Genomic DNA, 26890 nt, shown 5'->3' with positions numbered 1-26890 from the left:
GGCGAAATATGCAAGGGTGGAGGTTTCATCGTTATGCTTCTTCAAGCGACAGGAATTACTAAATCATATGGTATACAGAACGTACTGGATGGCATAAGCCTACAGGTAAATGAAAAGGAACGTGTCGGGCTAGTGGGTGTGAATGGTGCCGGCAAATCAACTTTTCTACAAATTCTGGCCGGTGAGATGTCTTATGACAGCGGTCAAATTCATAAATCAAAAGAAACAACAATCGGATATTTAGCTCAGAATAGCGGACTGCAATCTGACAAAACCATTCATGAAGAAATGATGGCGGTCTTCGCTCCGCTGATCGAAGCCGAAACTGAGCTGAGAGAGTTAGAAGTAAGTATTGCTGATCCTAAGCTCGCGGAAGACCCCAAGCGGTACGAAGAACTGCTTGAACGATATGCGCGGCGCTCGGATTGGTTCAAGGACCACGGCGGCTATGAAATGAATACACGGATTCGCAGTGTCCTACACGGCATGGGCTTCAGTGATTTCCCACCAGATACACCCATTTCTACCCTTAGTGGAGGCCAAAAGACCCGGCTCGCGCTGGCCCGTATTTTGCTTCAGGCTCCAGATCTTCTGATGCTGGATGAGCCTACTAACCATCTGGATATCGAAACGTTAACGTGGCTGGAGGATTACCTCCGCAGCTATGCTGGCGGGATTCTGGTTGTATCCCATGACCGTTATTTCCTAGACCGTCTCGTGACCACTATTGTAGAGATCGAGCGGCACCAGTCCCGGCGTTATACGGGTAACTACAGTCGTTATGTAGATTTGAAGGCTGCCGAATATGAAGCACGGATGAAGCAATATGAGAAGCAACAGGATGAAATTTCTCGAATGGAGGATTTCGTTCAGAAAAATATTGTCCGGGCTTCCACCACAAAACGTGCGCAGAGCAGACGCAAAGCGCTTGAGAAGATGGATCGTCTAGATCGTCCAATGGGCGATCTGAAGAAGGCTAGCTTCTCCTTTGAGCCAGACTTCATGTCTGGAAAAGAGGTGCTTCAAGTGCGCAATGTTGCGGTTGCCTTTAATGAAGGTTCACCTTTATTCAAGGACGCTTCTTTTGAGCTTCGTCGTGGGGAGACTACTGCCCTGATCGGTCCCAATGGTATCGGTAAATCCACACTGCTGCAGTGTATGACCGGAACCCGTGAGCCTTCTGCTGGAACGGTGAATTGGGGCACTAAAGTAAAAATTGCTTATTATGATCAGGAACAGACCCGCCTTAATCCACAAAATACGGTTATGGAAGAACTGTGGAGTGAATATCCAATGATCGAGGAAGCCAGAATTCGTACGATCCTTGGTAATTTCCTTTTTAGCGGAGAGGATGTTCTTAAGAAGATTTCCGCACTCAGCGGCGGCGAAAAAGCTCGGGTTTCGTTATCTAAACTAATGCTCCGCGGTGCAAATATGCTAATTCTCGATGAACCTACCAACCATTTGGATCTGGTCAGCCGTGAAGTTCTGGAATCTGCTTTAATTGATTTCGAAGGCACCCTGCTGTTCATCTCCCATGACCGTTATTTTTTGAACAAAATGGCGGAACGGGTACTGGAGCTGCATCCCGAAGGGATCGACCAATACCTCGGTAACTACGATGACTATGTCGAGAAGAAACGAGAATTAGAAGAGATTGCAAAAGATGCCGCTGAACTAGCTACTAAAAACGTCAATAAGGACGCTGCTGTACCTGAAAAAAGCGCTGTAACCTCTTTTGAAGCAGACAAGCAGGCTAAGCGTGAAGAGCGTAACCGCAAACGGCGTATCGCAGAGCTTGAGGAGAACATCGCCTCACTTGAAGAATCAATCGTATTTATAGAGCACGAAATGACTAAACCTGAAGTTTATCAGGATTATTTAGCACTTCAAGGTTATGAAGAGGACCTGAAGAACAAAAAATCTCAGCTGACAGATTTCTTTAGCGAATGGGAAATCCTTGCTGACGAATAATGTAAATCCTCCTTATAAATATTTTTTCATCGTTCTAGATTTGTTCATAAATAGTTATCCACAGCTCTATACACAGGTTCCGTGTATAACTCCCTACTTCAAAAGACCCTTCGGGGTCTTTTTTATGCGTTAAATCGGTATTTTCAAGGAAAAGGAATTATTATCCACGGATCTATCCACATTATCCACAATTCTCACAGTGTTTCATTGCCAACAAAATTGTTTATTAGAGCATTTTGAAAAAAGCCGTTATTGCTGATTTTACGCACTTTTTACACAACTCAGGCAGAATATGTGGATAACGTTGTCCACAACTTGACAAAAGACGTAACCCCATTTTACAAGACTGATTTTATGCTAAAAAAGAACCCGCTATCTCCTAAACTGACAGCGGGCACGTCGTATTTTAGACAATCTGTGTAGAGAGCAGGGCAGCATTACAGGCTGCGATATAAGCGATGCCTGCCGCCATAATTATATCTTGGTGAGTGGCCGTGCCTCTGAATTTAAGGCCCTCCCACTCCACCATCACCGCTGCTTCTGCTTGCGCATTCTCTCCGCTTCCAAGCGAATGAAGCTCGAGTCCTGCAAAGTCTATCTCCTCAGCAATCCCTTGCCCAATAGCGGCGATAATCGCTTCAAGCGGACCTTCACCAGTGCTGGTATGTGACGTTTCCCGGCCAGTCTGCAGATGGCGTACCGTAACTGCAGCTACACGGCGCTGGGCACTGCCCGCCAATACCTGAACCTCACCCAGCTCATAGACCTGAGCTTGTTGTCCAGTTGTACTGCTTACCATTTGCAGCAGCTGGTCATCACTGACGACCTTTTGACGGTCAGCGGTCTCTTTAAAGGACTCATAAAGTGCATCCAGCTCCGCAGGCTCCAGCGTTATTCCATACTTCGCAGCCCGATCCTTCAGCGCATGTCTGCCAGAATGTTTGCCCAGAATGATCATGCTGCGGGGGATGCCCAGCCGTTCGGGATCCATAATCTCATAGGTACTACGATCCTTGAGCAGGCCATCCTGATGAATCCCGGATTCATGCTGGAAGGCATTTCTTCCGACGACCGGCTTGTTATAGGCGATTGGAAAATGCATCGCTCCACTAATCAGCCGTGAAGTATCATACAGTTTATCGAGCACGATGCCTGTTTCTGCACCGATTGCATCGCCGCGGGTTTCGAGCGCCATAACAAGCTCTTCCAGTGCGCAGTTCCCTGTGCGCTCGCCTACACCATTCACGGTGACTTCTATCTGAGTCGCCCCTCCATCAATCGCTGCCAGACTGTTAGCTACAGCCAGCCCCAAGTCATTGTGACAGTGGGCACTATAGCTGACCTTGCCGCCGCCTCTTGCTCCCTGCCGCACTCTCCGGAACATCTCGCCATATTCATGTGGCAATGCGTATCCTACTGTATCCGGCAGGTTAATAATGGAGGCCCCTTCCTCTATAACTGCTTCAACCATTTCAATCAGATCATCAATCCCTGTCCGCGCAGCGTCCATGGCCGTGAATTCAACTACATCACAGAATTGTCGCGCATAAGCCGTCATCTCGCGCGCTTTAGCTACGACTTCAGCTCTGCTCATACGCAGTTGATGCTGCAAATGAATATCAGAAGAGGAAATGAACAAGTGAATCCGCCGACGTTCAGCATCTTGAGTCGCCCGGACTGCAGCATCGATGTCTCCTTTTACGGCCCGCGCGAAACCACAAATCTCCACGTTGCGCACCTTGCGCGAAATCGTCTGCACCGCTGCAAAATCTCCAGGACTCGATACCGGGAACCCCGGCTCCATTACATCAACACCCAGATCAGCGAGCTTATAGGCCAGTAATATTTTTTGTTCAGGAGTCAGACTAGCCCCAGGGGCCTGCTCACCGTCACGCAGGGTCGTATCGAAAATTTGAATACGTTTCTTAACTGGAATAATCATCTGAATTCCTCCTAGTTTTGTTTTCATGTAATTGGATGCCTTATCTCTATCCTATGCTTCGGCGCAGAACCACACGTCGACTTGCGGTTCTGCTCATTTCCCACCCACTGCTGCCGGCAGCTGAAACAAATGAATCTCTGCACAATGTGCAGAGTGTTCACTTTTGGCGTCTTATGTAGCGATGAGTCCATTCCCCGGACTTCTTCTACAAGAACGCAAAAACCCGCCGTCTCTAATAAAGAGACGGCGGGTTACCCCTCCGCGGTACCACTCTTTTTGACGCATCGGCTGTCTTAATAACAAGCCTTAAAGCTGCGTCCAGCTCTTCTTCCCGGTTCAAGCTGGCGTGCCAGCTTAAATCCGGAAAGGTCCGATAACGAGGACAGCCGTAGGCAGCGTACTCTTGTTCCGCCGCTCCGCTCCCGGGCGAGCTTCAAGAAATCCGGTGACTGCGTCGCACCAACCCGCAGCTCTCTGTTCACCGTCAAACTCTACTACTCCCGTTCTTAGCGTGTATTATATAAATTATTCACCACTCTAAATCCATACAAAAAAGCCTGCCATCTCATTCAAGAGACGACAGGCTGTTAACCTTCGCGGTACCACTCTTGTTGATGCTCTGTATCAGCTAAGTTCCTGCCGATTCCAATTGAACATCCACTCTACGGTCCAGTATGTTAGGTACTAGACCACCCTATTACGGAGGTTACCCGTAAACGGTGTACAAACGTTCCGGCGACAATTGCCAGTAATGTTCCACCGCTCCGCTCCCAGACGAGTTCAGGACTCCTTCGACTGCGTTGCACCCACCCGCAGTTCTCTTATCCCAGAGTATCCTTACTACTTCCGCTCATCGCGTTTGTCTTGTTTAATTGAACTGATTATACTCGTTAGCTCCAAATGATGTCAATAGGCAGATACAGACCATTGTTCCAGTGAGAAGCCAGGGTCAGCAACCATATCCAGCGGTATTCCTCCGTCATGCTGCCACTTCACGTATGCAGCCGCTCCAATCATCGCCGCATTATCCGTGCAATATACCGGTGGAGGAATAATAAGTTCAATGCCCTCCGTTTCACAGCGCGAAATTAATGCCGAGCGAAGTCCGCCATTAGCAGCGACCCCCCCACAGAGCAATAACTGTCTGGAGTTAGTGGCTTTAACGGCGCGTACCGCCTTTTCCACCAGCACTTCTACTACGGATTCTTGGAACCCCCGGGCGATGCCTGCGACATTGGGTTCAAGACCTTTCATTTTGCTCTGATTCACCACATTCAGCACCGCCGATTTTAGACCGCTGAAGCTGAAATCATAAGAGTTCGGCTCCAGCCATACCCGCGGCAATGCAACAACTTCCGTTGCTTCGCGTGCCAGGCGATCTACATGGGGTCCGCCGGGATAAGGGAACCCTAGCGCCCGAGCCACTTTATCATAGGCCTCACCTACAGCATCATCACGCGTACGGCCGATAATTCGAAATTCACCCTCACGCTCCATATGAACCAGTTCAGTATGTCCACCTGACACCACTAGTGTCATACATGGATACTGCAGCTCTGCAACCAGGCGGTTAGCATAGATGTGGCCTGCAATATGATGCGTGCCAATTAACGGCTTGCCCCATGCAAGAGCAAGGCTTTTAGCCGCTACTACCCCGACCAGTAAAGCTCCCACCAAACCCGGGCCTTGAGTCACCGCTACCGCAGTCAATTGTTCGGGTGTAACGCCTGCCTTGGCGAGCGCTTCCTCGATTACGAGCGTAATTACCTCCACATGTTTACGGGAAGCCACTTCTGGCACCACACCCCCAAAAGCACGATGTGTCTCTATTTGACTCGAGATGATGTTGGATAACACTTCTGATCCGTTTTTGACCACGGCCACCGAGGTTTCATCACAACTGGTCTCTATAGCAAGTATTAGTACAGGTTGAGCTGCGCCCGTTTCTGTCTTCATTTCAAGTCCACGCTTCCTTCCAAATAGCCATGCTCCTTATACTCCGGTAGATCCGCCCACATAATGAGTGCATCCTCGCGATTATCGGAATAATATCCTTTGCGCGTACCGGCAGAACGAAAGCCTTTTTTACGATATAAATTCTGAGCTACCTCATTGGATACCCGCACCTCAAGCGTAATGGATTTCATGCCTACGTAAGAGGCAGTATTCATTAACTCCTCCAACAGGCGCTCCCCCCATTTACGTCCACGATAAGCTTCGAGTAAGGCAATATTCGTCACATGCGCCTCATCCACGATAGCCCACATTCCAGCATAGCCAATTATATGACCTGCCAGTTCCATGACCATGTATTTAGCAAAATGATTATGCGTCAGCTCATTCCGGAAAGCTTCCTCCGTCCACGGCATGGTAAAGGCTTCGCGCTCAATAATAAGAATGTCCGGAATATCCTCCAGCTTCATCAGACGAAAAACAAGGTCAGCCTCTTGTGCTCTCAATGATTCCACTTCCGTCATCGTTTTAAGCCTCCTTTACTACTTAACCGCAGATTGGCCTCCGCTTCCGAAATCTGAGTATAGTTAGGGATCAAGCTATGAATATCATCATTCTCTACTTGCAGCCGGGCTTCACCAAGGAAGCCTGTCCAGCGGCCCTCCAGCTCATATGGAATAGCTACAGAAGTGCCGAGTTCCGCCAGCGGATGTAGTGATTCTTCGCTGCCATGTACAGCGGTTTCTCCAACAAACCATAGAATAGCTGGTTTAGTTCCTTCAGCTGAAGCCTGTTGTAAACGTTCTGCCAAGTACTCCACCCAGTCGGCCATCAACCGGATGGCATCTGGTTCAAGGCGGCTAAGAGAACTATTCCCATCCGCTGCGAATAATCCTGTGTAGACCTGTCCCCGACGCGCATCCATCAGTGGAATGATCCAGTCTGGACCGTAGCCACTGTTCGCAGTGGCTTGTCCTGACTCTGCTGTCGTCTTATTCTTAAGGGCTGTTTCATACCCACCCCATGCCACAGCATGCAGGCTCGAAATACCAACTACCGGGACATTCCATGCCCAAGCCAGTGTTTTGGCAGCGGTAACCGCGATCCGTGTTCCCGTATAAGATCCCGGGCCCACACCAACCGCAATCCCGCCCAGATTAGCAACGGTTGTTCCCGAAGCTTGCAGCGCCTGCTCTATAATCGGCAGCAAATGCACCGAATGATTCCGTTCACCGGAAGCATTAATTTCATGCAATAATTCTCCATTCTCGGTCACTGCAACCCCCAATACGGCAGTTGATGTATCCAGCGCTAAAAGCCGCTTGCGCGGCTCTGTATTCTCGTTCGTCATTTTTATTAACCCCACTTCTTGATCAGCTCCCGGCAAAGCTCACCATAAGGCTCCCCGATTGCGGTCACCGTAATGATTCTTTCCTCCGGTCCAACTGTTTCCATGTATATATGCATATGCCGCGGCGGCATTAACTCCGTAATAATACTGCTCCATTCTACCAAACAAACACCCTGACCATAGAAATACTCATCCAATCCAAGCTCATCTGCTTCCTGAAGTGAAATCCGATATACATCCATGTGATATAACGGCAGACGACCTTCGTACTCTTTAATAATAGTAAAAGTAGGACTGTTTACGATCCCTTTCACTCCAAGATGGCGAGCATAACCTTGCGAGAAGGCCGTTTTTCCTGCGCCTAGATCACCGTCCAAACCGATAACCATGCCTGCCGTTGAAGCAGCAGCTATTGCACTTGCCAGTTGCTCCGTATCCTGCAGATTGTAAGAACGGTAAGTGAACACCGTTTCGACTGTTTTGTCCAACTACAACTACCACCTTTTAAAATATACCTGTCGAAAACCATTACATTCAATTATATCGGTATGGTCCATCCACCGCAACAACTGTCCCTGCCCATTGTTTAAGCCTAAGGAAGTACGGCCCTCTTCTTCACTTGCGTGTTTAAGCTGAATTTCGATACCGAACGCTGCGAGAATGGGTGGCTTCGACTGCCGCTAATCCGCTCATGCTGCTCCTTACCATATCTGTAGCTTGAAAGAATAATACTGTGGCAATAACTCCTGAACACAGCGCAACAATAATGGACTGTCCTGCCTGATCCAATATATTGGTTTAAATCTTACACCGTCAACCTTGACGTCAGTTATGCTCCAAATCAAAAAGAGACCTTTACGCAAACTTAAGCATAAAAAGTCTCTTTTTTTAAAACTATAATTCAGCTTTAACGTACGCTCTAAGTAGACCTTTGTTAGTGCTCTTGCTCTTCGAGTCGTTCAACACCCACAGTGTGCGTATTGGTTGGTCGAGAGCCAACTTGTACCGTAGCCATTCCGTTCTCTTCATCCACATGTTCAATCCATACAGGCTCCCCATCCAAATGTACACTTACAGTTTCTTTAGAAGCATAAATATCCTGTGCCCGTTTGACGTCCACAACTGTTCTCCTCCTTTATCTTTCCTAAAGTTTACGATTCTAAGGGTGACGTATCTTCGAGGGTTCGTTCCGCATCCAGCTTTTCCGAATCGGAAACCTGACTGGCCTCCGTGGACGCAATAATGCTCTCCCAATCCACAACTGTGGCCGGAATATCCTGCTCGCTCAGCGTATCGCTCCATTCGTTATCTCTTGGTTCCATACCTTAGATTCTCCTCCTCAACTTCACAGGTCCGAGTTTATTTTTTCCCAAGCTTCTCAAAAAATGCACCCGGCTAGAAAAGCCTTTCCTGCCTCATACTAACCCAAAGCAAATCAACTTAGATCAGGAGGTGTTTCTCATGCATACCGTTTGGAAAGGAGCCATCAGCTTCGGGCTTGTGCATGTTCCGGTTAAAATGTTCTCCGCTACGGAAGACAAGGACATTTCTCTGCGTTATATCCATAAGGAGTGTGGCAGCCCGCTGTCGTATGTACGCAAATGCCCGGTGTGTGACAAAGAGGTTGCTTGGGAAGAGATCGGTAAAGGATATGAGTATGAAAAAGGGAAGTTTGTGCTCTTCGACAAAGAGGAATTGGATCAACTATCCGACGAGACCAGTAAAAGCATCTCCATTCTCGACTTTGTAGACCTGACGGAGATCGATCCTATTTATTTTCAAAAAACCTACTATTTATCCCCGGATCAGGCAGGATCAAATGCTTATCGACTTCTTATGGAGGCCATGAAGCAGACAGGTAAAATTGGCATCGCCAAAATTTCAATCCGCTCAAAAAGCAGTCTGGCAGCGATCCGTGTGCTTGAGGATTGCCTTGCGATTGAGACCATTTTTTATCCTGATGAGGTGCGGCCGATCTCGCAAGTGCCTGGTCTGCCCGAAGCAGGGACAGTGAACGATAAAGAGCTGGAAATGGCTAAGCTGCTGATCTCACAGCTATCCACTCCTTTTGATCCGGCAAAATATACCGATGATTATCGCCAGCGTATGCTTGATCTGATCTCACATAAAATTGCAGGCGAGGAATTTCATATCGCTCCTGCTAAACAGGAAAGCAATGTGATTGATCTAATGGCCGCCTTGCAGGCTAGTATTCAAGCTGTGCAGCATATTCCTTCAGACCCTGGTCCTTCATTAACAGGCAACACAAAAAACAAAACTAAAGCGGCTCCTGCTGCCAAAAGAAAAACAGCCAAGACCAAAACAACCGCCGCGGAACCTGCGGAGCAGCAAAACGAGGTCTCCGGGCCGACTCCAGTCATCACGCCAAAACCGAAACGCCGCAGCACGAAAAGCAAAACAACCGTATCTTAGGAGGCTCTGCGGATGAAGCTTCAGCCCATTATTCCTTTTGAACCTATACTGGCTGGGCAGCTTCCAGCAGGTGACCAGTGGATCGCACAAATTAAATGGGACGGCGTACGGATGTTGTCCTATTACGATGGAAGCACTACTCAGCTTATTAACAGACGTGGCAATTACCGTACCACGCAATATCCAGAACTTATTGATGTATCTGCTTACTGCAAGGCTGACTCCGTGATTCTTGATGGTGAGATTATCGCGCTCAAGGACGGCAAACCCTCATTTCATGAGGTGATGCGGAGGGACAGTTTGAAAAATGGTTCCACGATTTCCGTCGTTAGGCATCAGGTTCCTGTCATTTATATGATATTTGATATTCTGTTTTATAATGGCCAATCGACGATGGATCAACCATTATTCTTGCGGCAGCAGCTGTTAAGTGACATTCTGCTGCCGCATCCCCATGTTCAAGCTGTGCCAAGTTATACCGATCCTACAGAACTGTTCGCCGCCACTCAGAACCAGGGCTTGGAAGGAATCGTCTGCAAGGACATCAACAGCACTTATGCTCCGGGCGGAAAAGATAAACGTTGGCAGAAACGCAAAATCAGTTCTGATATTACAGCTGTAGCCGGGGGTGTGACGTTCCGTGACGGTATCGTCAACGCACTGCTTCTTGGTCTTTATGATGATAAAGGAAATTTGCATTATATCGGACATGCCGGTCCGGGAAAATTGACTGTGCAGGATAAACGCGACTTAACTGCGGAGGCACACCGCCTTAAGCTGGATCGGATGCCCTTTGCAGATGTTCCACAACGAGGTAAGGGTGCTTTTTGGATAAAGCCGGAGCTCGTCTTCAAAGTTCATTTTCTGGAATGGAACACCTCGGGCACTCTGCGTCAGCCTGTTACTCAAGCTAAAGTGAATCTTCCCCCGGAGGCATGCACAATGGAGCAAAAAGGATAAAAGAACGTCCTCCCAATCTGAAATGGGAGGACGTTTCTTATTGTGCTGTAAAACTTGTTACAAGGGCCTCAAGCTCTGCCTTTGTCTGCGCAGTATTTTTTGTACTCGTAAGTGTATAATCGACACTTCCATCAGCACTGGACCATACCAGCTGGACTTTAAGATCACCGTGATGAGGCCCAAAAACTGTGTAAATCGCCTCAACCCCGTTGATGGTCAAGCTCTCATCCTGATCCCCAGGCAGCTGGGCCAAAGTCACCCCTTCCGGTAGCGTGTATGCAGGTGCAGATCTTAAATTCAACCTCTCTCCATTTCGTAGATAGGTGATAGAGGTTTCTGTATTGCTCCACTTCAAGCTTTGCGAAATCACCTTTTTACCACCAGCTTGGGCTTTAGCTTTTAACTGATCCCTAAGGGTTTTATACTCTGAGCTAAAAAACATTGGAATCACTGGATTTAAAACGACATCCTGTAACTTATAATCCTCTGGTAGAGAAGTAGGTATCAGGAGTGACTTCCCGCTTAATGAAAGTAACTTCTGCGCCGCTTCGTTTATAGAACTGAATCTATATGGCATATAGCTTATACTCAAGGTTTCATGTGGATTAGATTTCTTATCATTTACATACAGGATCTTAAGTTCGCCTGCTTGTAAGGGAACTGTATTTTCTTTGGCAATCAAAGCTTCAATCGTTGAAGATATGGGCGTATTCTGGTCAACGGGTGCGGTAGCTTTACTTTTATTATTACTCCCCGCAGGCACTGCGCCTGCTGTTCCACTCACCGCACTTATCAATACTAATAAGCTTAAGGCTGTAATCGCCGCGCTTTTCTTAATCATCATTATAATATCCTCCTTTAGCCCCTTGGTTATTTGATCATGGTTTTAGCTACCGCCAGCATTTCATTTGTCGTCAGCGTACTGGCCCGATTGTCTGAAAGGGTATATTGTATCGTGCCTGAGTTATCCAGCCATACTAGCTTTGTGTTAAAGCTTGCGTCTTTAGCGGAATCAGTTGTAAGTACTACTTTTCTGCCGTTGACCGTTAATTCTTTCTTAGATTCCGAAGCTCTTACAAAAGGTACCGCTCCTTCCGGAAGTTTGGATGGCGGCGACCCAGTTACAATGCTAAAATTGGCTTTTCCTTTCGCATACAGTTGCATAGACAAATTCGTCTGGTTCCAGCTGATGATTTTACTAAACAACTGTTTATTAGAATTACCAGCAACCGCTGCTGCCTTCAATTCCTGCTCTAGTTGCAAATACAGCTCTGAATCATTAGCTACAGCCGGTGGATAGATGATGGCTCTCGCCAGAGTGAAGCCTTTAGGAAGATTTCCGGGCTGCGGAATAGACGGACCCTTTAGCGCTTTAAACTTCGCAGCAAAGGATTTATAGTCTTTAAAAACAAACCCTTTGCCAGAGAAGCTGATCGCATCCTGTGGATTGGAGACTTTATCCCGTACGTAGTAGGCCAAAAGCGTACCTTCCTTCACTCCAGCTACGAGTGCCTGCAATTCCTTTTGGGTCTTCTGATCGGTTTGTGAGGCAACCTGCGCTCCTGATGCCGCCGCAATTGTAAGAGACAAGCCGGGTACATCCACACCCCCGGCCACTCCTGTTCCTAGCAAGATTGCTGCAGAGAACGCGATAACTGTTTTTTTGAAATCATAATGGAGCTTCAATTTCTAACATCCTCTCCTTCAAAAAGGTAAATGTATTTTCACCCCTGTTTTTTAACTACACTTCTATAACAATCCAACATTAGAAAAAGGGACATTTTCTCACAAAAAAAGAGGCTGTCCCAAAAGCCATGAAATAGTTGCTTGGTACAGCCTCTTTTTTGTTCTTAACATTACAAGTGACGCATCAAGTGATGCTCCTAATGATGCAATAAGTGAAGTACTTATAGAACAATTGGGGAATTTCTCCCTAAACCTCAGATATTTCTGTTCATTGGACCTATAATTAGGGAAAACTTCCCTGAAATTCAGCCAATTCGGCAACGAATAAAGCAATTCTCCTGATTATTAGGGAGGAATTCCCTGATTTCGTTCATTTAGAGCAAATAGCGGCTATTTTCAGGGAGTTTTTCCCTAATTAGTTTAAAGCATTCTATACATTGCACAAACACAGAACGTATCGCCCATAGTCCACCGTCACATATACCACTAATTCCACAAATCATCTACTGCAAGCCGCACGAAAATCATACATAGCACATCGCCCCAACCATTAACATAGAACTCTACGCGTGGCATATCGTCACATGGCACAGTAAAATCCATTATTCCCCTATTCCATAAAAAAGCTGCCTCCCAAGTAGAATTCACTACTTTCGAGACAGCTTCTCCTAATGTACAGTTAGAACAGTAGCTAGTGAATAAAACTGGTGGCAATCTTTTGCCATTGCTCACGAGTCAGTTTATTCTCCTGCTTGTCGCTCAGAGAAAGAACCATCTGGGTGGCTTCATCATACCAATACAATCGATTCTGAGAAGACCAAGCATTCTTCCCTTTTCCAGTACCCGCCGCGATAAATATTGCCTCTTTACCTGTACCTGTCACAGACCATTTTTCAGCAGTCTGGCCTTCCAAGATAGACACTTGCATGGTATAACCCTTAAAAACACTCTGCCTTAAGGATAGTGTAATTCTTTGATCTCCGTTGTGGTAGGTAACCTCAGCATTATCTATGGAATTTGCAGCTATCTTCTCCATAAACAAGTTTTGTCCAGTTTTATCGGTTGTAGCCTTTTTTTGAAATTGTTCAAGGATTTCTTCATATTCTGTGTCTAGCGACTTGTATAGGGGAGCTGCATTAAAAGTTCCTTGCTCGAATTCATAACCATCAGCTAACGAGGAAGGCAACCCTGGCCAGAAATCGCCAACCGTTTTTAATTCTTTTACGAAGTCTTGATATTTCGAATACACCGGCGAAATAAAAGCAAACTGCAATTGATTTCCATAGCCTAACCCTAACTCCAGCTTATTTAATTCAGCAGCCTTCACATAATAAGCAGCCATTTCCCCAGTGTTTAAACGAGCAAGCACTTGCTCTTTATAAGTCATAGATAAGCTCTGATACTTCTCTATCGCAGGCGAGGTTGTCGGATCAGGCGTATTATTATGCACCGTCTTCACAACAGCCTTCCCTCCGCTGTTCACTAGTGTAATATTACCACCTTGGGGTTTTGAGATATCAATTGTAACCTGGCTACCTTGTTCCGATAAATCTCCATCAGCAGATAGCTGAAAAGCACCCAACCCGATAATCCCTAGCAATACAGCCGCGGAGACTCCTGTGAGCACTCTTTTTCTAAACCTAGACGGGTGTTGGGGCATCTCCTTTTGCTTCTGCATAATAGGATCTTCCGGTTCTGGGAACGGCTTCAGCTCGATAACGATGTTCGTCCTTTCACCGTCAATCCTATTCTGTTGTTCATGAATTGCTCTTACCCGCTTCATAACAGCTGCTTTTACATCCAGCTCTTGGCAGCTCCCTACCGCATCCATTTTCTTGATCATTTTCTCTTCAACAAAGCCTCGTTGCCGCACCATTCCGTTCCCCCTTTCTGAGCATTCAGCATTTTGCCAAGCTTCGTAATCGTTCGCCTGTATTTTTTCTTCACAGCATCAGTATTCTTATCCAGAATCTCCGCAATCTCCGGGAAGCTCTGTTCCTCAAAGATTCTAAGTACTAACAGGTTTCGCTCCTCTGTCTTCAGCTTCTCGAGGGCAAAAGTCAGATGTTCGTTAAATATGTAACGGTCCATCAACTGTTCCGGGCTTTCTGCAGGCGGATCTGGTTGAAAAAGCGCCATAAACTTTATTTGGCTTTGACGTTTGCGGATCAGACTGAGGCAATGATGGTAGGCAATTTTATATAGCCATGAAGAGAAGCTCGCGATAGGGCGGTATGTGCCTATATGCTGATATGCCTTTACCAGAATTTCCTGTACTGCATCCTCCGCTTCAGTACGGCTCCCAAGCAGCCGACAGCAATAGCGGTAAATCGGCTTTTGAAAAGCCTCGACGATCAAGGCATAGGAATCTACCTCACCTGACTGTACCCGAACAACAGTGTGCTCGATCCCGTCCAAAATCAGCAAACTCCCCTTTCTCATTAACGTATATCCTTATAAGTCTTATGATCATCCAAAAGGGACACTTTGGGAATATTTTTTTCATGAAAAGGAGCAGACTGACACATAATACCTTCATTCCTATCACAGAAAGGAGTTTCCCCGATGCCGGCAGCGATCAAAGGTACAATTACCATAGACGGAGAAGAAATCATCATCACTAACCCAGAGAAGCTGCTGTGGCCCGAATGTGGCATTACCAAACGGATTTATCTGCAAAAGCTCGCTGCACTCTCTCCCTATCTGCTGCGTTATTGCCGAGACCGGCTGCTTACCGTCATTCGTTATCCGCACGGCATCTCTGGAATGTCCTTTTATCAGAAAAATGCGCCTGATCCGCTTCCGGCCTTTGTCCAAACCGCTGTGCACGAGAATATTAACTATATCAAGCTGCAAGGTTTACCTGAGCTGATTTGGCTGGGAAATCTCGCCGCTTTGGAATTCCACCCTTCCCTGCATTATGTAGGCAGCGAGCTGCCCTGTGAGTGGATGATTGATCTTGATCCGTCACTTGAAATCGAACCTCGTATCATGGAAGCAACTGCGATCGTTGGGGGGGTCTTAACCTCCCTCGGCCTCTCCTCTGTACCCAAAACCTCCGGTGCTACCGGGGTGCAAATCATCGTCCCTATCGAGACTGGCGTTACTTTTGATGGATTGCGGAAAATCGGGCATTTTGTGGGTCGTTATGTCACCGAAAAGCATCCCAACCTGTTCACCCTGGAACGTCTAAAAAAGAATCGCGGAGATAAAATTTATTTTGACTACCTTCAGCATTATAGCGGCAAAACATTAGCTGCACCTTACACACCACGCGCAAGACCATTTGCTACAGTTTCTACACCCTTGCTCTGGGAGGAGGTTCAGCAAAATGTATCTCCCTCTAATTTTCATCTGCTCAATATCGAGGAACGCCTTCTGCGTATGGGAGATCTTTTAGAGAAAGTGCCCCCACAGCCCGTTGAACAGCTCATTGCTAAGCTCCCATAAAGGAGCAATCCCATAGAAAAAAGACCCTAAAAACAGCAATAAGCCCGCAGCATCAACTACATGCTACGAGCTTATTTGGCGTCCCACTCAAGGACAGAAGGTATACTATATAAGAATACGGCAGGCCGAGCTTTGTTCACCGTATTTATTGCTTTTTTATCCGTAAAAATACCTTCTTTCAGTTAATGATACTTAAGAGCTACGCTAGTGGATGGATTTCTTCTTGAAGCGGCCACCTTTAACATCATGGATGTTACCTATTGCGATGAATGCATCAGAATCCCAATCTTCAACAATGGTTTTAAGCTTAGCTTCTTCCAGACGGGTGATAACTACAAAGATCACTTTCTTGTTCTCACCGGAAAATCCGCCTTCTCCATCTAAATAAGTAACACCACGTCCAAGACGCTCTGTCAGAGCTTCCCCGATATCGCGGAATTTATCACTGATAATCCATACTGATTTCGATTGATCCAGACCCTCAAGGGTGATGTCAATAACCTTAAATGCAATATAATAAGCAATCAGGGAGAACATCGCGTTATTCCAACCGAACACAAATCCAGCTCCGGACAAGATGAACAGGTTGAAGAACATAACTACTTCACCTACAGAGAAGGGAAGCTTCTTGGCTACCAAAATCGCAACAATTTCTGTACCGTCTAGAGATCCCCCGAAACGTACAACCAATCCAACACCTACACCTAGAATGATACCGCCAAACACGGCAGCAAGCATCGGTTCAACTGTAAAGGCCTCTACATGATGCAGCATTGAAGTGCCGATAGACATAAGTAAAATCGCATATAAGGTAGATAAGGCAAATGTCTTACCGATTTGCTTATAACCGATTAACAGGAACGGAAGGTTGAGCAGTGTCAATAATATACCCAGAGGAATGTCAAATAAATGTGATAAAATAATGGAGATACCGGTAATCCCGCCATCAATCATTTGATTAGGTACTAGGAATATCTCAAGTGCAACAGCCATCATGGCGGCCCCTACGGATAACATGATCATACGCTGCGCGAACTTAGCCATTTTATGGGCACCGGTCTTCTGCAGTTTGTTCTGCTCCTCTTTGGTAAACATTTGTGGACTCACATTCATAGAACTCCCCCTACAATTTAACAGTATAGTTTTGAAACATTCGGAAGTATAACTACAATCTATACTTTCTTACATTTCTTCTTATACAATTATTATATCACAAAATATGCTCTAATAATGAATGGAACACGTACTATCCTTCGAAAAATTCAGATTTAGTCCTCTTTCCGGTCATAACAGCGGTGATAACAACTGACATAGCCCTTCACCGAGTTTGACAATTCTCCCTCTCTCCTTAAATTTTACAGGATCAATGAATTCACTGTTCTTTTGATCCTTTTCAAACCCCGCGACTAGCTCTGCTATCGTCTCAGGATGCAGCAAAACCGCTGTCATTTCGAAATTAGAATAGAAGCTGCGCATATCCAGATTCGCACTTCCCACCGTACCCAGCAGATCATCCACTATCATGACTTTGGCATGCATAAATCCTTTGGTGTAGCGATAGAACTTCACGCCTGCATCTTGTAAATTCTCCAGATAAGACAAAGAAGCATGATAAACAAGCTTATTATCAGGCTTCGCCGGAATGATGATTCTAACATCCACTCCACGAAGGACTGCACTCTTCAAAGCACGACAAATCGCAGGATCCGGAATAAAATACGGTGAAGTAATCCAGATCCGTTCCCTAGCAGAGCAAAAAGCGGCAAAATACATCTCCTGAGAAGCATCGATCGCAGCATCCGGTCCACTTCCTACAATCTGCACGGCCTCTTGCTCCTTGCAAGAGTGCTCAGGGAACAAACGAGGATGACTCATACCTTCACCAGAGGCCAGTCTCCAATCCTTCAGGAAGACATACTGAATATAATAAACAGAATCTCCTTCTAAACGCAGATGGGTATCGCGCCAGTAACCCATCTTGGCGTCCTTTCCTAAGTAATCATCACCGATATTCATTCCCCCCGTAAAACCAATCAATCCGTCCACCACTAGGATCTTCCGATGATTGCGGAAATTAAACCGACGATCCAGTAAAGAACTAATCGGAGGTAAAAAAAAGTGGAACTCCACCCCGGCATTTCTCAGGGTTCGAATAAACCTACGGCTTAATCGATGACTGCCCAGTCCATCACAAAGCAAACGCACCTTTACTCCCTGCCGCGCCTTTCGAATCATAACGTCCTGAAACTGTTCTCCGATCTCATCATCACGATAAATATAAAATTGCATGTGGATATGTTCTTTTGCCTCTTCCATGGCTTCCAGCATAGCGTCGTAAGCTTCTCTTGCAGTTGACAGCACTCTGCTTTTGTTATGGCCTGTAATAGGCCCTTCCGAGAGCTTTGCAAGCAAAACCAATAAACCCTCGTTATTCTCAAACTGAGCGTTTCCAGTATCCGACGCTTGTTTTACTACCTTAATCTTACCAGTGACATACGAACGGATTTCCCGGAAGAGTGAAGTACATCTTTTGTTCAATTTTCTATTCTGTCTGTAGTCACGACCTAGAAAATAATAGAATGCCAGACCGAGCGGTGGACAACAGAAGGAAATAAACAACCATGCTATAGCCCTTTGCGGGCGTCGGTACTCCAGAAATACAATCAATGCAATCTGTATGATAAAAAGAATTAGAATTATCGCGAAAATCTTCAATTCTCTACCCCCTCAATTAATAAAAACAGATGCAATAGACTCTCTGCGATGACTCTAGTACAGGTTTTGCCGTAACTCTCCTTCTTTATTCAAACAAACCGTTGTCATGTTCCTGAAAGATATGGAATACATAGAGTAGTAGGACAATTCGGATGAGCCTAATGGAAGAAAAATCGTTAGCCTCAGGTATCGCAAGCGGCTGCCATAAGCCGCAGAAAGGAGAAGCCATGAAGAGTCAGCCAGATCATAAACGGATTACGCTGCTTGTCGTAAGGGATGCCGGACGTCCAGTCAAACAGCTCCACATCTCCAAACCGTTAGCGTTCGCCTTACCGGCAGCAGCAGCCCTGTCTATCTCCAGTCTGGTCACCTCTATGCATTTCCATGCCTCTCAGTCCATCTCACAGCTAGAAGCCGAGGCAGCCGCACTATCGCTAACCAATCTCCGCATGGAAATGAAGGTCGCCGACAAGGATAAAGATTTAACACAGCTTCGTAGCCAGGTCAGCGAACTTTCGGAAGAGGCAGATAACATTAAAGACAAGCTGAAGAGTGTAAATGCACTGGAACAGGAGCTGCAAGCATTGATTAACAAAAGCAAAGGTGCTGCTGCCGCTACAGACACGAATGAATCTCAACCGGAGAAATCCGCAACAGAAAAATCAAAAGCTGGATCGGCCACTTCAAATTCAACATTAGGTTTATCGAACCGTCTTTCTTCTCCTGTTCCTAAAGAGACTTCCTTTAAGCAGAGTACAGAAGAGAACTCATCTTCCACTTCTCTATCCGCCATAAGTTTCCGCTTTGGGGCCATCACCGCAGCCCTTCCAAAAACACTCACCCCGCAGGTTGGTGGAGAATACATCGCGGTGTATCAGAACGACGCTACGAGCTTGGTGGAAGAAACTAAGGATGACTTTGAGGAGATTCACGGGATGCTTGATGAAATGGTGGAAAGTATCACACAGACGATCACACAGGCAGAGCACGAGAATAACGTACAGGCAAATCTGCAAGCTCAAAAGGCCCGTGCAGAAAAGGCTAAACTTAACGCTGTACCGCTCTGGCCTACCGAGTCCAAAGTCATTTCTTCAAGCTTCGGCTATCGCTCAGATCCATTCAAAGGTTTGTCTGCGTTCCATTCCGGTGTCGATATTGCTGGGAACATCGGTGATCCTGTATATGCTGCCTTAGATGGCGAGGTTATTACTGCGGAACAAATGGGCGCACGCGGAAAATACATCGTGATTAAGCATTCAAATGGATTGGAAACCTGGTACATGCATTTGAACGGAATGATCGTATCTGCGGGAGACAAGGTTAGCAAAGGGCAGAAAATCGGCTTGCTTGGAAGCACTGGCCGAAGCACAGGTCCTCATCTTCATTTTCAGGTTGTGAAGCAGAATAAAACAGTCAACCCTTTGGCGTATGTCAAACCCTAAAGGGTTGCATTTAATTTCAAAATAGGAGGAATTTATAAATGTGGAACAAACGGCAGCAGCGTGTCCCCTTTAAATCTACCGATTCCCTAATTGGGCATGGAGGAACACTGGAGGGTAAGGTGCAATGTGATACAAACCTGCGGATTGAGGGTACCTTTAGCGGTGAGATTATTTGCAGTGGTGTCGTGACTGTAGGAGAAGAAGGAACAGTGCGCTCCAGTATTAAAGCGGAAGAAATCGTGATTGCCGGCAAAGTATACGGGGATGTTACGGCTGATCGCAGACTCATTATGACCGGAACCGGAGAATTGCATGGCAATATTTCAGCAGGAGCACTTAGCATTATGGAAGGCAGCCTCCTGAATGGCTCCATTGCCATGCAAGAACAGCCCACCTCTGAAAAAGCAGGTGAGCCCAAAAGTAATATGAAAAAGGACAAGGCAGCCAAGCGCTCCTCCAAAGCTCAAGGAACACTTGAAGCCGGCTAGACTTATTTCTATGAAGCAACGTCCCTTTTACGGAAGACAATCCAGGAAATGGCCAGGAATAGGATATAGTACACCGCTAATACAGCTATGGAGAAACCAAGTGTTGAGCCCCCCGGACCCGTATCCGACAATAGGTAACCTCTTAGATCCATATGTGTGAAGATCAAGTATTGGGCCCATTCAAACCGTTCTGGACTAAAAATAACCGTAAAAATACTCTTGGCAAACATAATAAATAAGGATAATCCAATAGCCAGCCCACTTGCGCGGAATACGCTAGATACCATGAAAGCCAGAGCAGCAGTCAGGAAAAGCTCAATGTAACGACATAGGAGATCTAGGAAGGAATATTCCGCTGGACTCCAAGCCGTAATGGATGACATCGTATCTCCCGAAGATGAGGAGAAGATTAACGAAGCACCAAACCCAAAAGCAATCAATACTGCGGTGCTAAGCAAACTGAATAACACCATGGAAATATATTTCGAGAGCAGGATCTTGGAGCGACTCCACGGGCGAATCAGCAGCAGCTTAATGGTTCCCCAGGTAAATTCGCCCGCTACGGAGTCAGAAGCCACTACAACGGTAAAGATTGTATTCAAGAAGAACGCAATACTCACCGTCATCTGAAAGTTGTCCCAAAGCCCCATAAGCGATGAATCGCCTTCGCTTGTGAAATAAATAAGCGCAGGAAGCAGCACGCTCATCACTGCAAGAATAAGCAGCATAATCCATGTGCGGACACGGCTGTATATTTTGATATTCTCATTATGTATGAGAGCTGTAAACTCACCCAATTCCTTCACCTCCTGTAACCTCTAAGAATTGATCCTCCAGCGTACGGGCAAGGGTTCTGATGTTATACACCTTAATCCCACCTGCCACTAGCTTGGCATTTAATTCTGCAATCTCCTCACGCTCTGCCTCAAGCACAAGTCCCCCACTCTTAAATACTCCACGTCCAATGAGGGCTAACGCAGCCTCAGCATTATCAACCTCGAACAAGGTTTCTCCCAGAGGCATTACAGTATTGCCTACCCCTTTCAGCTGCTTCACATCCACCAGTCGTCCATTTTGGATAATCGCAACGCTGTCACACATGAGCTCCATCTCGGAAAGTAAATGGCTGGAGACGAATACAGTTGTTCCTTCTTCCTGACATAAACGGCGTAAATAGTCTCGGAGCTCGCGTATCCCTTGTGGGTCCAGCCCGTTGGTTGGCTCATCTAGAATCAGCAGCTTGGGTCTGTGCAGCAGTGCTTGAGCCACTCCCAGCCTCTGACGCATACCTAGCGAATAGGTCTTAACTTTGTCATGAATTCTTTGACCTAGTCCGACTAGCTCGACAACCTCATCTATCCGTTGCTTTGTTACCCCTGGCACCATTCGTGCATATTGGCGCAGATTCTGATAACCGGTGAGGAACTTGTACATCTCTGGATTTTCTACAATGGCCCCTATATTTGCGATAGCCTCTTCAAAATGGTTTTTAATACTACGGCCACAGATCAAGATGTCTCCACGACTAATGGAAATCAATCCTACCATCATCCGTATTGTAGTAGTCTTACCTGCTCCGTTGGGTCCCAAAAAACCGAAGATTTGTCCAGGCGGGATGTCCAGCGTTAAATCGCTCACCAGCGTTTTCGAGCCGATTTTTTTGGTGACTCCCTGCAGGCGGGCAACAGGCTCCATCAATATTTCTGTATTCGACATAGTCTCACTTCCTTTCATCTATAACCTAGTTTACCACATATACCCTTTTTTCCGAAAATCACTAGAGGATAAGAGTCTGCCAGCTAAAAAAGGAACCTGACTTCTCCGGTATTAGGAAGAGTCAGGTCCCCTTATTCATTTAGTTCCTATTTCATTCAAGTACAACAGTTTAACCGCCAACACGGGCAAGCTCGCGCATATTTGCTTCAAATGCAGCCATCAACGCAGCTTCTCCGGTCAATCCGGTTTGTTCTACCTTGCGAATTTGCTCCATCATCCGTTTGTAATCCTTCGGAATGACACGAACGAAGTTCGGCAAGCTATCTGCCCACTGATTCAGTACTCGTGCGCCAGCCGCACTACCTGTAAGCTCGGTATGGCGGATAATCAGCTCACGCAGCTCTTCGATCTCCTCAGACTCTTCCACTCTCTCGAGCAGTACCATTTCGAGATTGCAGCGGCCGATGAAGGTTCTATCTGGGTCGTAGGCATAAGCGATACCGCCTGACATCCCTGCCGCAAAGTTACGGCCAGTTTCACCAAGGACAACCACTCGGCCTCCAGTCATGTATTCACAGCCGTGGTCACCCACGCCTTCTACAACAACCTTCGCTCCGGAGTTACGGACGGCAAAACGTTCACCAGCGATACCGTTAATATAAGCTTCTCCACCTGTTGCACCGTAGAATGCAGTATTTCCGATAATGATATTGTCCTCAGCAGCAAAGGTAGCTTTCGGAGATGGCTTGATAATAATCTTACCACCCGACAATCCTTTACCTACATAGTCATTGGAATCTCCTTCCACCGTAAGCGTGATTCCCTTAGGCACGAATGCACCCAAGCTTTGACCAGCAGAACCGGTGAAATGAAGCCGAATCGTATCATCCGGCAAACCTGCGGCCCCATACTTGCGGGTCAGCTCGCTGCCAAGGATAGTTCCGACGGCACGATTAACGTTCGTGATTGGCAGTGATGCCTCAACAGCCGTACCTGATTCCAGTGCAGGTGCTGCCAGGTCGAGCAGCTGCGAAACATCCAGTGTCTCTTCCAGACCATGATTCTGGTATTTACTGCGGAAGCGTGTGCTTCCTTCCGGTAATTCCGGTGTATGCAGCAGGCTGCTCAAATCTATGCCTTTCTTCTTCCAATGCTTCGACGCCTGAGTTGCGTCTAGACAATCGGTACGGCCTACCATCTCTTCAATTGTACGGAAGCCGAGACTTGCCATAATTTCACGTAGATCCTGTGCCACGAAGGTCATAAAGTTAACTACATGCTGCGGATCACCGGTAAAATTCTTACGAAGATCCGGATTCTGTGTAGCTACACCAACCGGACAAGTATCCATTTGGCAGACACGCATCATAATACAGCCAACAGATACTAGCGGAGCAGTGGCAAAACCATACTCTTCGGCCCCAAGCAATACAGCTACAGCCAAATCGCGGCCGCTTAGCATTTTACCATCTGTTTCCAGAACTACACGGTCACGCAGATTGTTGAGCATCAATGTCTGATGGGTTTCAGCCAAGCCAAGCTCCCACGGAAGACCCGCATGACGAATGGAGTTCATCGGCGATGCCCCTGTACCTCCATCATAGCCACTAACCAAGATAATATCAGCGCGCCCTTTGGCTACACCCGCAGCAATCGTACCCACTCCAACTTCCGATACGAGCTTAACATTAATGTTTGCACGTGGATTTGCATTTTTCAGATCATAGATCAGCTCTGCCAAATCCTCGATAGAGTAAATATCATGATGCGGTGGAGGTGAGATCAGACCGACACCTGCTGTTGAGCCACGTACTTCAGCGACCCAAGGATAAACTTTACGTCCCGGAAGCTGTCCACCTTCCCCTGGTTTAGCGCCCTGAGCCATTTTAATCTGGATCTCATCAGCGTTAACTAGGTAGTTCGAGGTAACACCAAAACGTCCAGAAGCTACTTGTTTAATCGCACTGCGACGTGAATCACCATTGCTATCCGGAATATAGCGGGCTGGATCTTCGCCGCCTTCCCCCGTATTACTCTTACCACCGATACGGTTCATCGCAATGGCCAGTGTCTCATGTGCTTCCTTACTAATGGAACCAAAGGACATTGCACCCGTCTTAAACCGTTTCATAATGGACGATGCAGATTCTACTTCTTCCAGTGGAATCGGTTCATAGGCTGACTTGAATTGCAACAAGGAACGAAGCGTCAATTGCTTCTCGCTTTCTCCTTGAACAAGGGCAGCATATTTCTTGTACATATCATAATTCCCGCTACGCACAGAGTGCTGAAGCAGATGAATCGTCTGTGGATTGAATAGATGCTCTTCCCCATCATTACGCCATTGATAATCGCCCCCGGAGTCAAGCACCTTATCATTTCCGTCTTTTTCTGTAAAAGCACGGTTATGATGGATAAGCGCCTCAGTTGCCACTTCCTCCAAGCCAATACCGCCAATCCGGGAAGGTGTCCAAGTAAAGTAACGATCCACGAACTCAGAGTTCAGACCCACAGCTTCAAAAATCTGCGCACCGCGGTAAGATTGAATCGTCGAAATTCCCATTTTGGAAAGAATCTTAACTACGCTCTTAGTCGCAGCTTTAATATAGTTCTTCACTGCTTTTTCATGCGAGATTCCCCGCAATAAGCCTTGGCCGATCATGTCATCCAAGCTTTCAAAAGCCAGATAAGGGTTTACTGCACTCACACCATAACCGAGCAGCAGCGCATAATGATGGACTTCACGTGGTTCACCGGATTCCAGCAAAATACTAACCTTCGTCCGTGTTCCTTGGCGGATCAAATGGTGATGCAGACTCGATACCGCAAGCAGAGCTGGAATCGCAGCATTCTCACTGTCCACACCGCGGTCAGTCAGAATCAGAATGTTATGCCCTTTAGCCATAACACGGTCAGCAGCCTCGTTCATGCGCTCAAGCGCGATGCGTAATCCTTCTGCCCCAAGCTCAGCCGGGAAAAGAATTGGAATAGACATCGATTTGAAGCCTGCACGGCGAACATGGCGAATCTTAGCAAAATCTTCGTTCGAAAGAATTGGCGTTTGCAGCGAGATCTGGCGGCAGCTTTCCGGTTCCGGTTTAAGCAAATTACGCTCTGGTCCAATCGTAGTCGTTGTGGATGTAACCAGCTCTTCACGAATGGCATCGATGGGTGGATTCGTTACCTGAGCAAACATTTGTTTGAAATAGTTATAGAGACGTTGCGGGCGGTCCGAAAATACGGCGAGCGGAGCATCATAACCCATGGAACCGACAGCTTCAGCACCAGTAGATGCCATTGGCTCAAGCACCTTGCGCAAGTCTTCAAAAGTATAGCCGAAAGCCTGCTGTAGCTGTTGTACATTGTCATGCTTAGGATTTGGCAGTTCAGGTGCATCCGGAAGCTCATCAAGACTGATCAAATGCTCATCCAGCCACTGGCGATAAGGCTTCTCAGAGGCGATAGCCGATTTAACTTCCTCATCGGAGATAATGCGGCCTTCCTTCGTATCCACGAGCAGCATGCGTCCAGGTTTCAGGCGGTCTTTATATAAGATGTCCTCTGCTGGAATGTCCAGTACACCGGCTTCTGAGGATAAAATAATCATATCGTCTTTCGTTACATAATAACGAGCAGGACGCAGGCCATTACGGTCCAGAATAGCGCCGATTTGTATACCATCGGTAAAGCCCATTGCAGCAGGCCCGTCCCATGGCTCCATTAGAGTACTGTGGTATTCATAAAATGCTTTTTTATCAGCATCCATACTATCATGATTGCTCCATGGTTCAGGAACCATCATCATGGCTACCTGTGGCAGGGAGCGTCCGCTCAAATAGAGAAACTCAAAGGTGTTATCGAACATTGCAGTGTCCGATCCATCCGGGTTAATAACAGGCTTGATCTTGTTCAGATCTTCACCAAACACTTCGCTCTTAAACAATGACTGGCGCGCATGCATCCAGTTCACATTACCACGCAAGGTGTTGATCTCACCGTTGTGGATCATAAAGCGGTAGGGATGCGCACGTTCCCAGCTTGGGAAGGTGTTCGTGCTGAAACGGGAGTGAACTAACGCGATCGCTGATTCCAGCTCTTCGTTCTGCAAATCCAGGTAGAATTGTCCGACTTGTTCTGTAGTCAGCATGCCTTTGTATACAATCTTACGGCACGACAAGCTTGGAATATAGAAGGATTCATCCTCTTCTGCACCACCGTAACGAATGGCAAGCTCTGCACGTTTGCGGATTACATAAAGCTTACGTTCAAAAGACAACTCATTCGTGACCGAAGCCGAGCGGCCGATAAATACTTGACGCACAAAAGGCTTAGCAGCTTTCGCTGTCTTGCCAAGCATTTCATCATAGGTAGGCACATCACGATAGCCGAGTACTATTTGACCTTCTTCAGCAATAATATTGCTTAAGAGAGCTTCATGATGCGCCCGAACTTCATCGTTATGAGATAAAAAGATCATGCCCACGCCATAATGGCCTTGTTCCGGCAAAGCAAAGCCTAGCTTCTGAGCTTCGCTTGCAAAGAAACGGTGCGGAATTTGAAGCATGATACCTGCTCCGTCACCAGAGTTGGGTTCGCTACCTTGGCCTCCCCGATGCTCCATATTAAAGAGCATTGTCAAAGCATTACTTACGATATTGTGAGATGGTGTGCCTTTAATATGAGCTACAAATCCCATGCCGCAAGCATCTTTTTCGAACTGGGGATCATACAGGCCCTGTTTTACGGGCAGTTCAGTGTGTTTCATCGAACGCAACCTTTC

Annotated in this window: 22 protein-coding genes, 1 pseudogene and 2 other annotated features; of the genes and pseudogenes, 6 read left to right on the top strand and 17 right to left on the bottom strand. The window is 46.7% G+C overall.

The genetic code is table 11. The annotated features are described in order from the left end of the window. Positions 1-33 precede the first annotated feature (33 nt). Positions 34-1974, top strand: coding sequence for an ABC-F type ribosomal protection protein (gene abc-f, locus MKY54_RS05080; RefSeq protein ID WP_339189725.1), 1941 nt, complete (start codon positions 34-36; stop codon positions 1972-1974). A 406-nt stretch (positions 1975-2380) separates the two neighbouring features. On the opposite strand, the gene MKY54_RS05075 is transcribed toward abc-f, so the two are convergent. The 8 genes and pseudogenes from MKY54_RS05075 to MKY54_RS05040 form a co-directional block, all read right to left on the bottom strand. After that, a complete protein-coding gene (locus MKY54_RS05075) occupies positions 2381-3916 on the bottom strand; it encodes a 2-isopropylmalate synthase (protein ID WP_036676518.1) in 1536 nt (511 codons plus the stop codon). Positions 3917-4152: 236 nt separating this feature from the next. Beyond that, positions 4153-4433 (bottom strand) — a binding site (T-box leader). Between the two features lie 52 nt (positions 4434-4485). Further along, positions 4486-4779 (bottom strand) — a binding site (T-box leader). Between the two features lie 43 nt (positions 4780-4822). Then, positions 4823-5872 carry a tRNA (adenosine(37)-N6)-threonylcarbamoyltransferase complex transferase subunit TsaD gene (gene tsaD / locus MKY54_RS05070; RefSeq protein ID WP_076099403.1) on the bottom strand — a complete coding sequence of 350 codons (1050 nt, stop codon included), beginning with the start codon at positions 5870-5872 and terminating at the stop codon, positions 4823-4825. After that, the gene (gene rimI / locus MKY54_RS05065) at positions 5869-6393 is read right to left on the bottom strand and encodes a ribosomal protein S18-alanine N-acetyltransferase (RefSeq protein WP_036676521.1); all 525 of its coding nucleotides are present in this window, start codon (positions 6391-6393) and stop codon (positions 5869-5871) included. The genes tsaD and rimI overlap by 4 nt, the downstream gene beginning before the upstream one ends. Continuing rightward, positions 6390-7220, bottom strand: a complete 831-nt coding sequence (gene tsaB / locus MKY54_RS05060; protein ID WP_076129228.1) for a tRNA (adenosine(37)-N6)-threonylcarbamoyltransferase complex dimerization subunit type 1 TsaB — start codon at positions 7218-7220, stop codon at positions 6390-6392. Before tsaB ends, rimI begins: the two co-directional genes overlap by 4 nt. 5 nt (positions 7221-7225) lie before the next feature. Next, positions 7226-7687: a tRNA (adenosine(37)-N6)-threonylcarbamoyltransferase complex ATPase subunit type 1 TsaE gene (gene tsaE / locus MKY54_RS05055; RefSeq protein WP_254849004.1), complete on the bottom strand. Its 462-nt coding sequence runs from the start codon at positions 7685-7687 to the stop codon at positions 7226-7228. 190 nt (positions 7688-7877) lie between these two features. Beyond that, positions 7878-8006 (bottom strand): annotated as a pseudogene (locus tag MKY54_RS05050) (multidrug resistance efflux transporter family protein); the annotation flags it as partial. Positions 8007-8154: 148 nt separating this feature from the next. Next, positions 8155-8340, bottom strand: coding sequence for an H-type small acid-soluble spore protein (locus MKY54_RS05045; RefSeq protein WP_036676525.1), 186 nt, complete (start codon positions 8338-8340; stop codon positions 8155-8157). A gap of 31 nt (positions 8341-8371) precedes the next feature. Beyond that, complete coding sequence (locus MKY54_RS05040; RefSeq protein ID WP_175620005.1) at positions 8372-8542, bottom strand: hypothetical protein; 171 nt, start codon at positions 8540-8542, stop codon at positions 8372-8374. Between the two features lie 139 nt (positions 8543-8681). On the opposite strand from MKY54_RS05040, the gene MKY54_RS05035 reads away from it, so the two are divergent. Both MKY54_RS05035 and MKY54_RS05030 read left to right on the top strand, forming a co-directional pair. After that, positions 8682-9653 carry a Ku protein gene (locus MKY54_RS05035; protein ID WP_076279894.1) on the top strand — a complete coding sequence of 324 codons (972 nt, stop codon included), beginning with the start codon at positions 8682-8684 and terminating at the stop codon, positions 9651-9653. A 12-nt stretch (positions 9654-9665) separates the two neighbouring features. Next, a complete protein-coding gene (locus MKY54_RS05030; protein ID WP_076185057.1) occupies positions 9666-10613 on the top strand; it encodes an RNA ligase family protein in 948 nt (315 codons plus the stop codon). A 37-nt stretch (positions 10614-10650) separates the two neighbouring features. Here MKY54_RS05030 and MKY54_RS05025 read toward each other — a convergent pair whose 3' ends face one another. The 4 genes from MKY54_RS05025 to MKY54_RS05010 all read right to left on the bottom strand — a co-directional run bounded on the left by MKY54_RS05025 (position 10651) and on the right by MKY54_RS05010 (position 14741). Then, a complete protein-coding gene (locus tag MKY54_RS05025; RefSeq protein ID WP_339189722.1) occupies positions 10651-11457 on the bottom strand; it encodes a hypothetical protein in 807 nt (268 codons plus the stop codon). A gap of 26 nt (positions 11458-11483) precedes the next feature. Next, the gene (locus MKY54_RS05020) at positions 11484-12299 is read right to left on the bottom strand and encodes a hypothetical protein (protein WP_339189720.1); all 816 of its coding nucleotides are present in this window, start codon (positions 12297-12299) and stop codon (positions 11484-11486) included. Between the two features lie 691 nt (positions 12300-12990). Beyond that, positions 12991-14175, bottom strand: a complete 1185-nt coding sequence (locus MKY54_RS05015) for a hypothetical protein (RefSeq protein ID WP_339189719.1) — start codon at positions 14173-14175, stop codon at positions 12991-12993. Then, on the bottom strand, positions 14139-14741 hold the full coding sequence (locus tag MKY54_RS05010) for a sigma-70 family RNA polymerase sigma factor (protein WP_248547910.1): 603 nt from the start codon (positions 14739-14741) through the stop codon (positions 14139-14141). Before MKY54_RS05010 ends, MKY54_RS05015 begins: the two co-directional genes overlap by 37 nt. Before the next feature lie 123 nt (positions 14742-14864). On the opposite strand from MKY54_RS05010, the gene ligD reads away from it, so the two are divergent. Next, a complete protein-coding gene (gene ligD / locus MKY54_RS05005) occupies positions 14865-15749 on the top strand; it encodes a non-homologous end-joining DNA ligase (RefSeq protein ID WP_076185052.1) in 885 nt (294 codons plus the stop codon). 204 nt (positions 15750-15953) lie between these two features. Here the strand turns inward: ligD and MKY54_RS05000 are convergent, their stop codons facing one another. Beyond that, positions 15954-16793, bottom strand: coding sequence for a YitT family protein (locus MKY54_RS05000; RefSeq protein ID WP_248547977.1), 840 nt, complete (start codon positions 16791-16793; stop codon positions 15954-15956). Positions 16794-17033: 240 nt separating this feature from the next. Further along, the gene (gene cls / locus MKY54_RS04995; RefSeq protein ID WP_076129238.1) at positions 17034-18464 is read right to left on the bottom strand and encodes a cardiolipin synthase; all 1431 of its coding nucleotides are present in this window, start codon (positions 18462-18464) and stop codon (positions 17034-17036) included. A 161-nt stretch (positions 18465-18625) separates the two neighbouring features. Between cls and MKY54_RS04990 the strand changes: the two genes are divergently transcribed. Next, positions 18626-19906, top strand: coding sequence for a M23 family metallopeptidase (locus tag MKY54_RS04990; protein ID WP_076185051.1), 1281 nt, complete (start codon positions 18626-18628; stop codon positions 19904-19906). A 38-nt stretch (positions 19907-19944) separates the two neighbouring features. Further along, complete coding sequence (locus MKY54_RS04985; protein ID WP_038568928.1) at positions 19945-20394, top strand: polymer-forming cytoskeletal protein; 450 nt, start codon at positions 19945-19947, stop codon at positions 20392-20394. An 8-nt stretch (positions 20395-20402) separates the two neighbouring features. On the opposite strand, the gene MKY54_RS04980 is transcribed toward MKY54_RS04985, so the two are convergent. The 3 genes from MKY54_RS04980 to gltB form a co-directional block, all read right to left on the bottom strand. Next, positions 20403-21191, bottom strand: coding sequence for an ABC transporter permease (locus tag MKY54_RS04980; protein ID WP_076185050.1), 789 nt, complete (start codon positions 21189-21191; stop codon positions 20403-20405). Then, positions 21184-22110 carry an ABC transporter ATP-binding protein gene (locus MKY54_RS04975; RefSeq protein WP_232061156.1) on the bottom strand — a complete coding sequence of 309 codons (927 nt, stop codon included), beginning with the start codon at positions 22108-22110 and terminating at the stop codon, positions 21184-21186. The genes MKY54_RS04980 and MKY54_RS04975 overlap by 8 nt, the downstream gene beginning before the upstream one ends. A gap of 169 nt (positions 22111-22279) precedes the next feature. Then, positions 22280-26875 carry a glutamate synthase large subunit gene (gene gltB / locus MKY54_RS04970; RefSeq protein ID WP_339189718.1) on the bottom strand — a complete coding sequence of 1532 codons (4596 nt, stop codon included), beginning with the start codon at positions 26873-26875 and terminating at the stop codon, positions 22280-22282. Positions 26876-26890 lie beyond the last annotated feature (15 nt).

The sequence above is a fragment of the Paenibacillus sp. FSL P2-0121 genome (genome assembly GCF_037975345.1).
GTDB classification, from domain to species: Bacteria; Bacillota; Bacilli; order Paenibacillales; family Paenibacillaceae; genus Paenibacillus_AQ; species Paenibacillus_AQ odorifer.
This window is presented reverse-complemented; position numbering and strand designations above follow the sequence as displayed.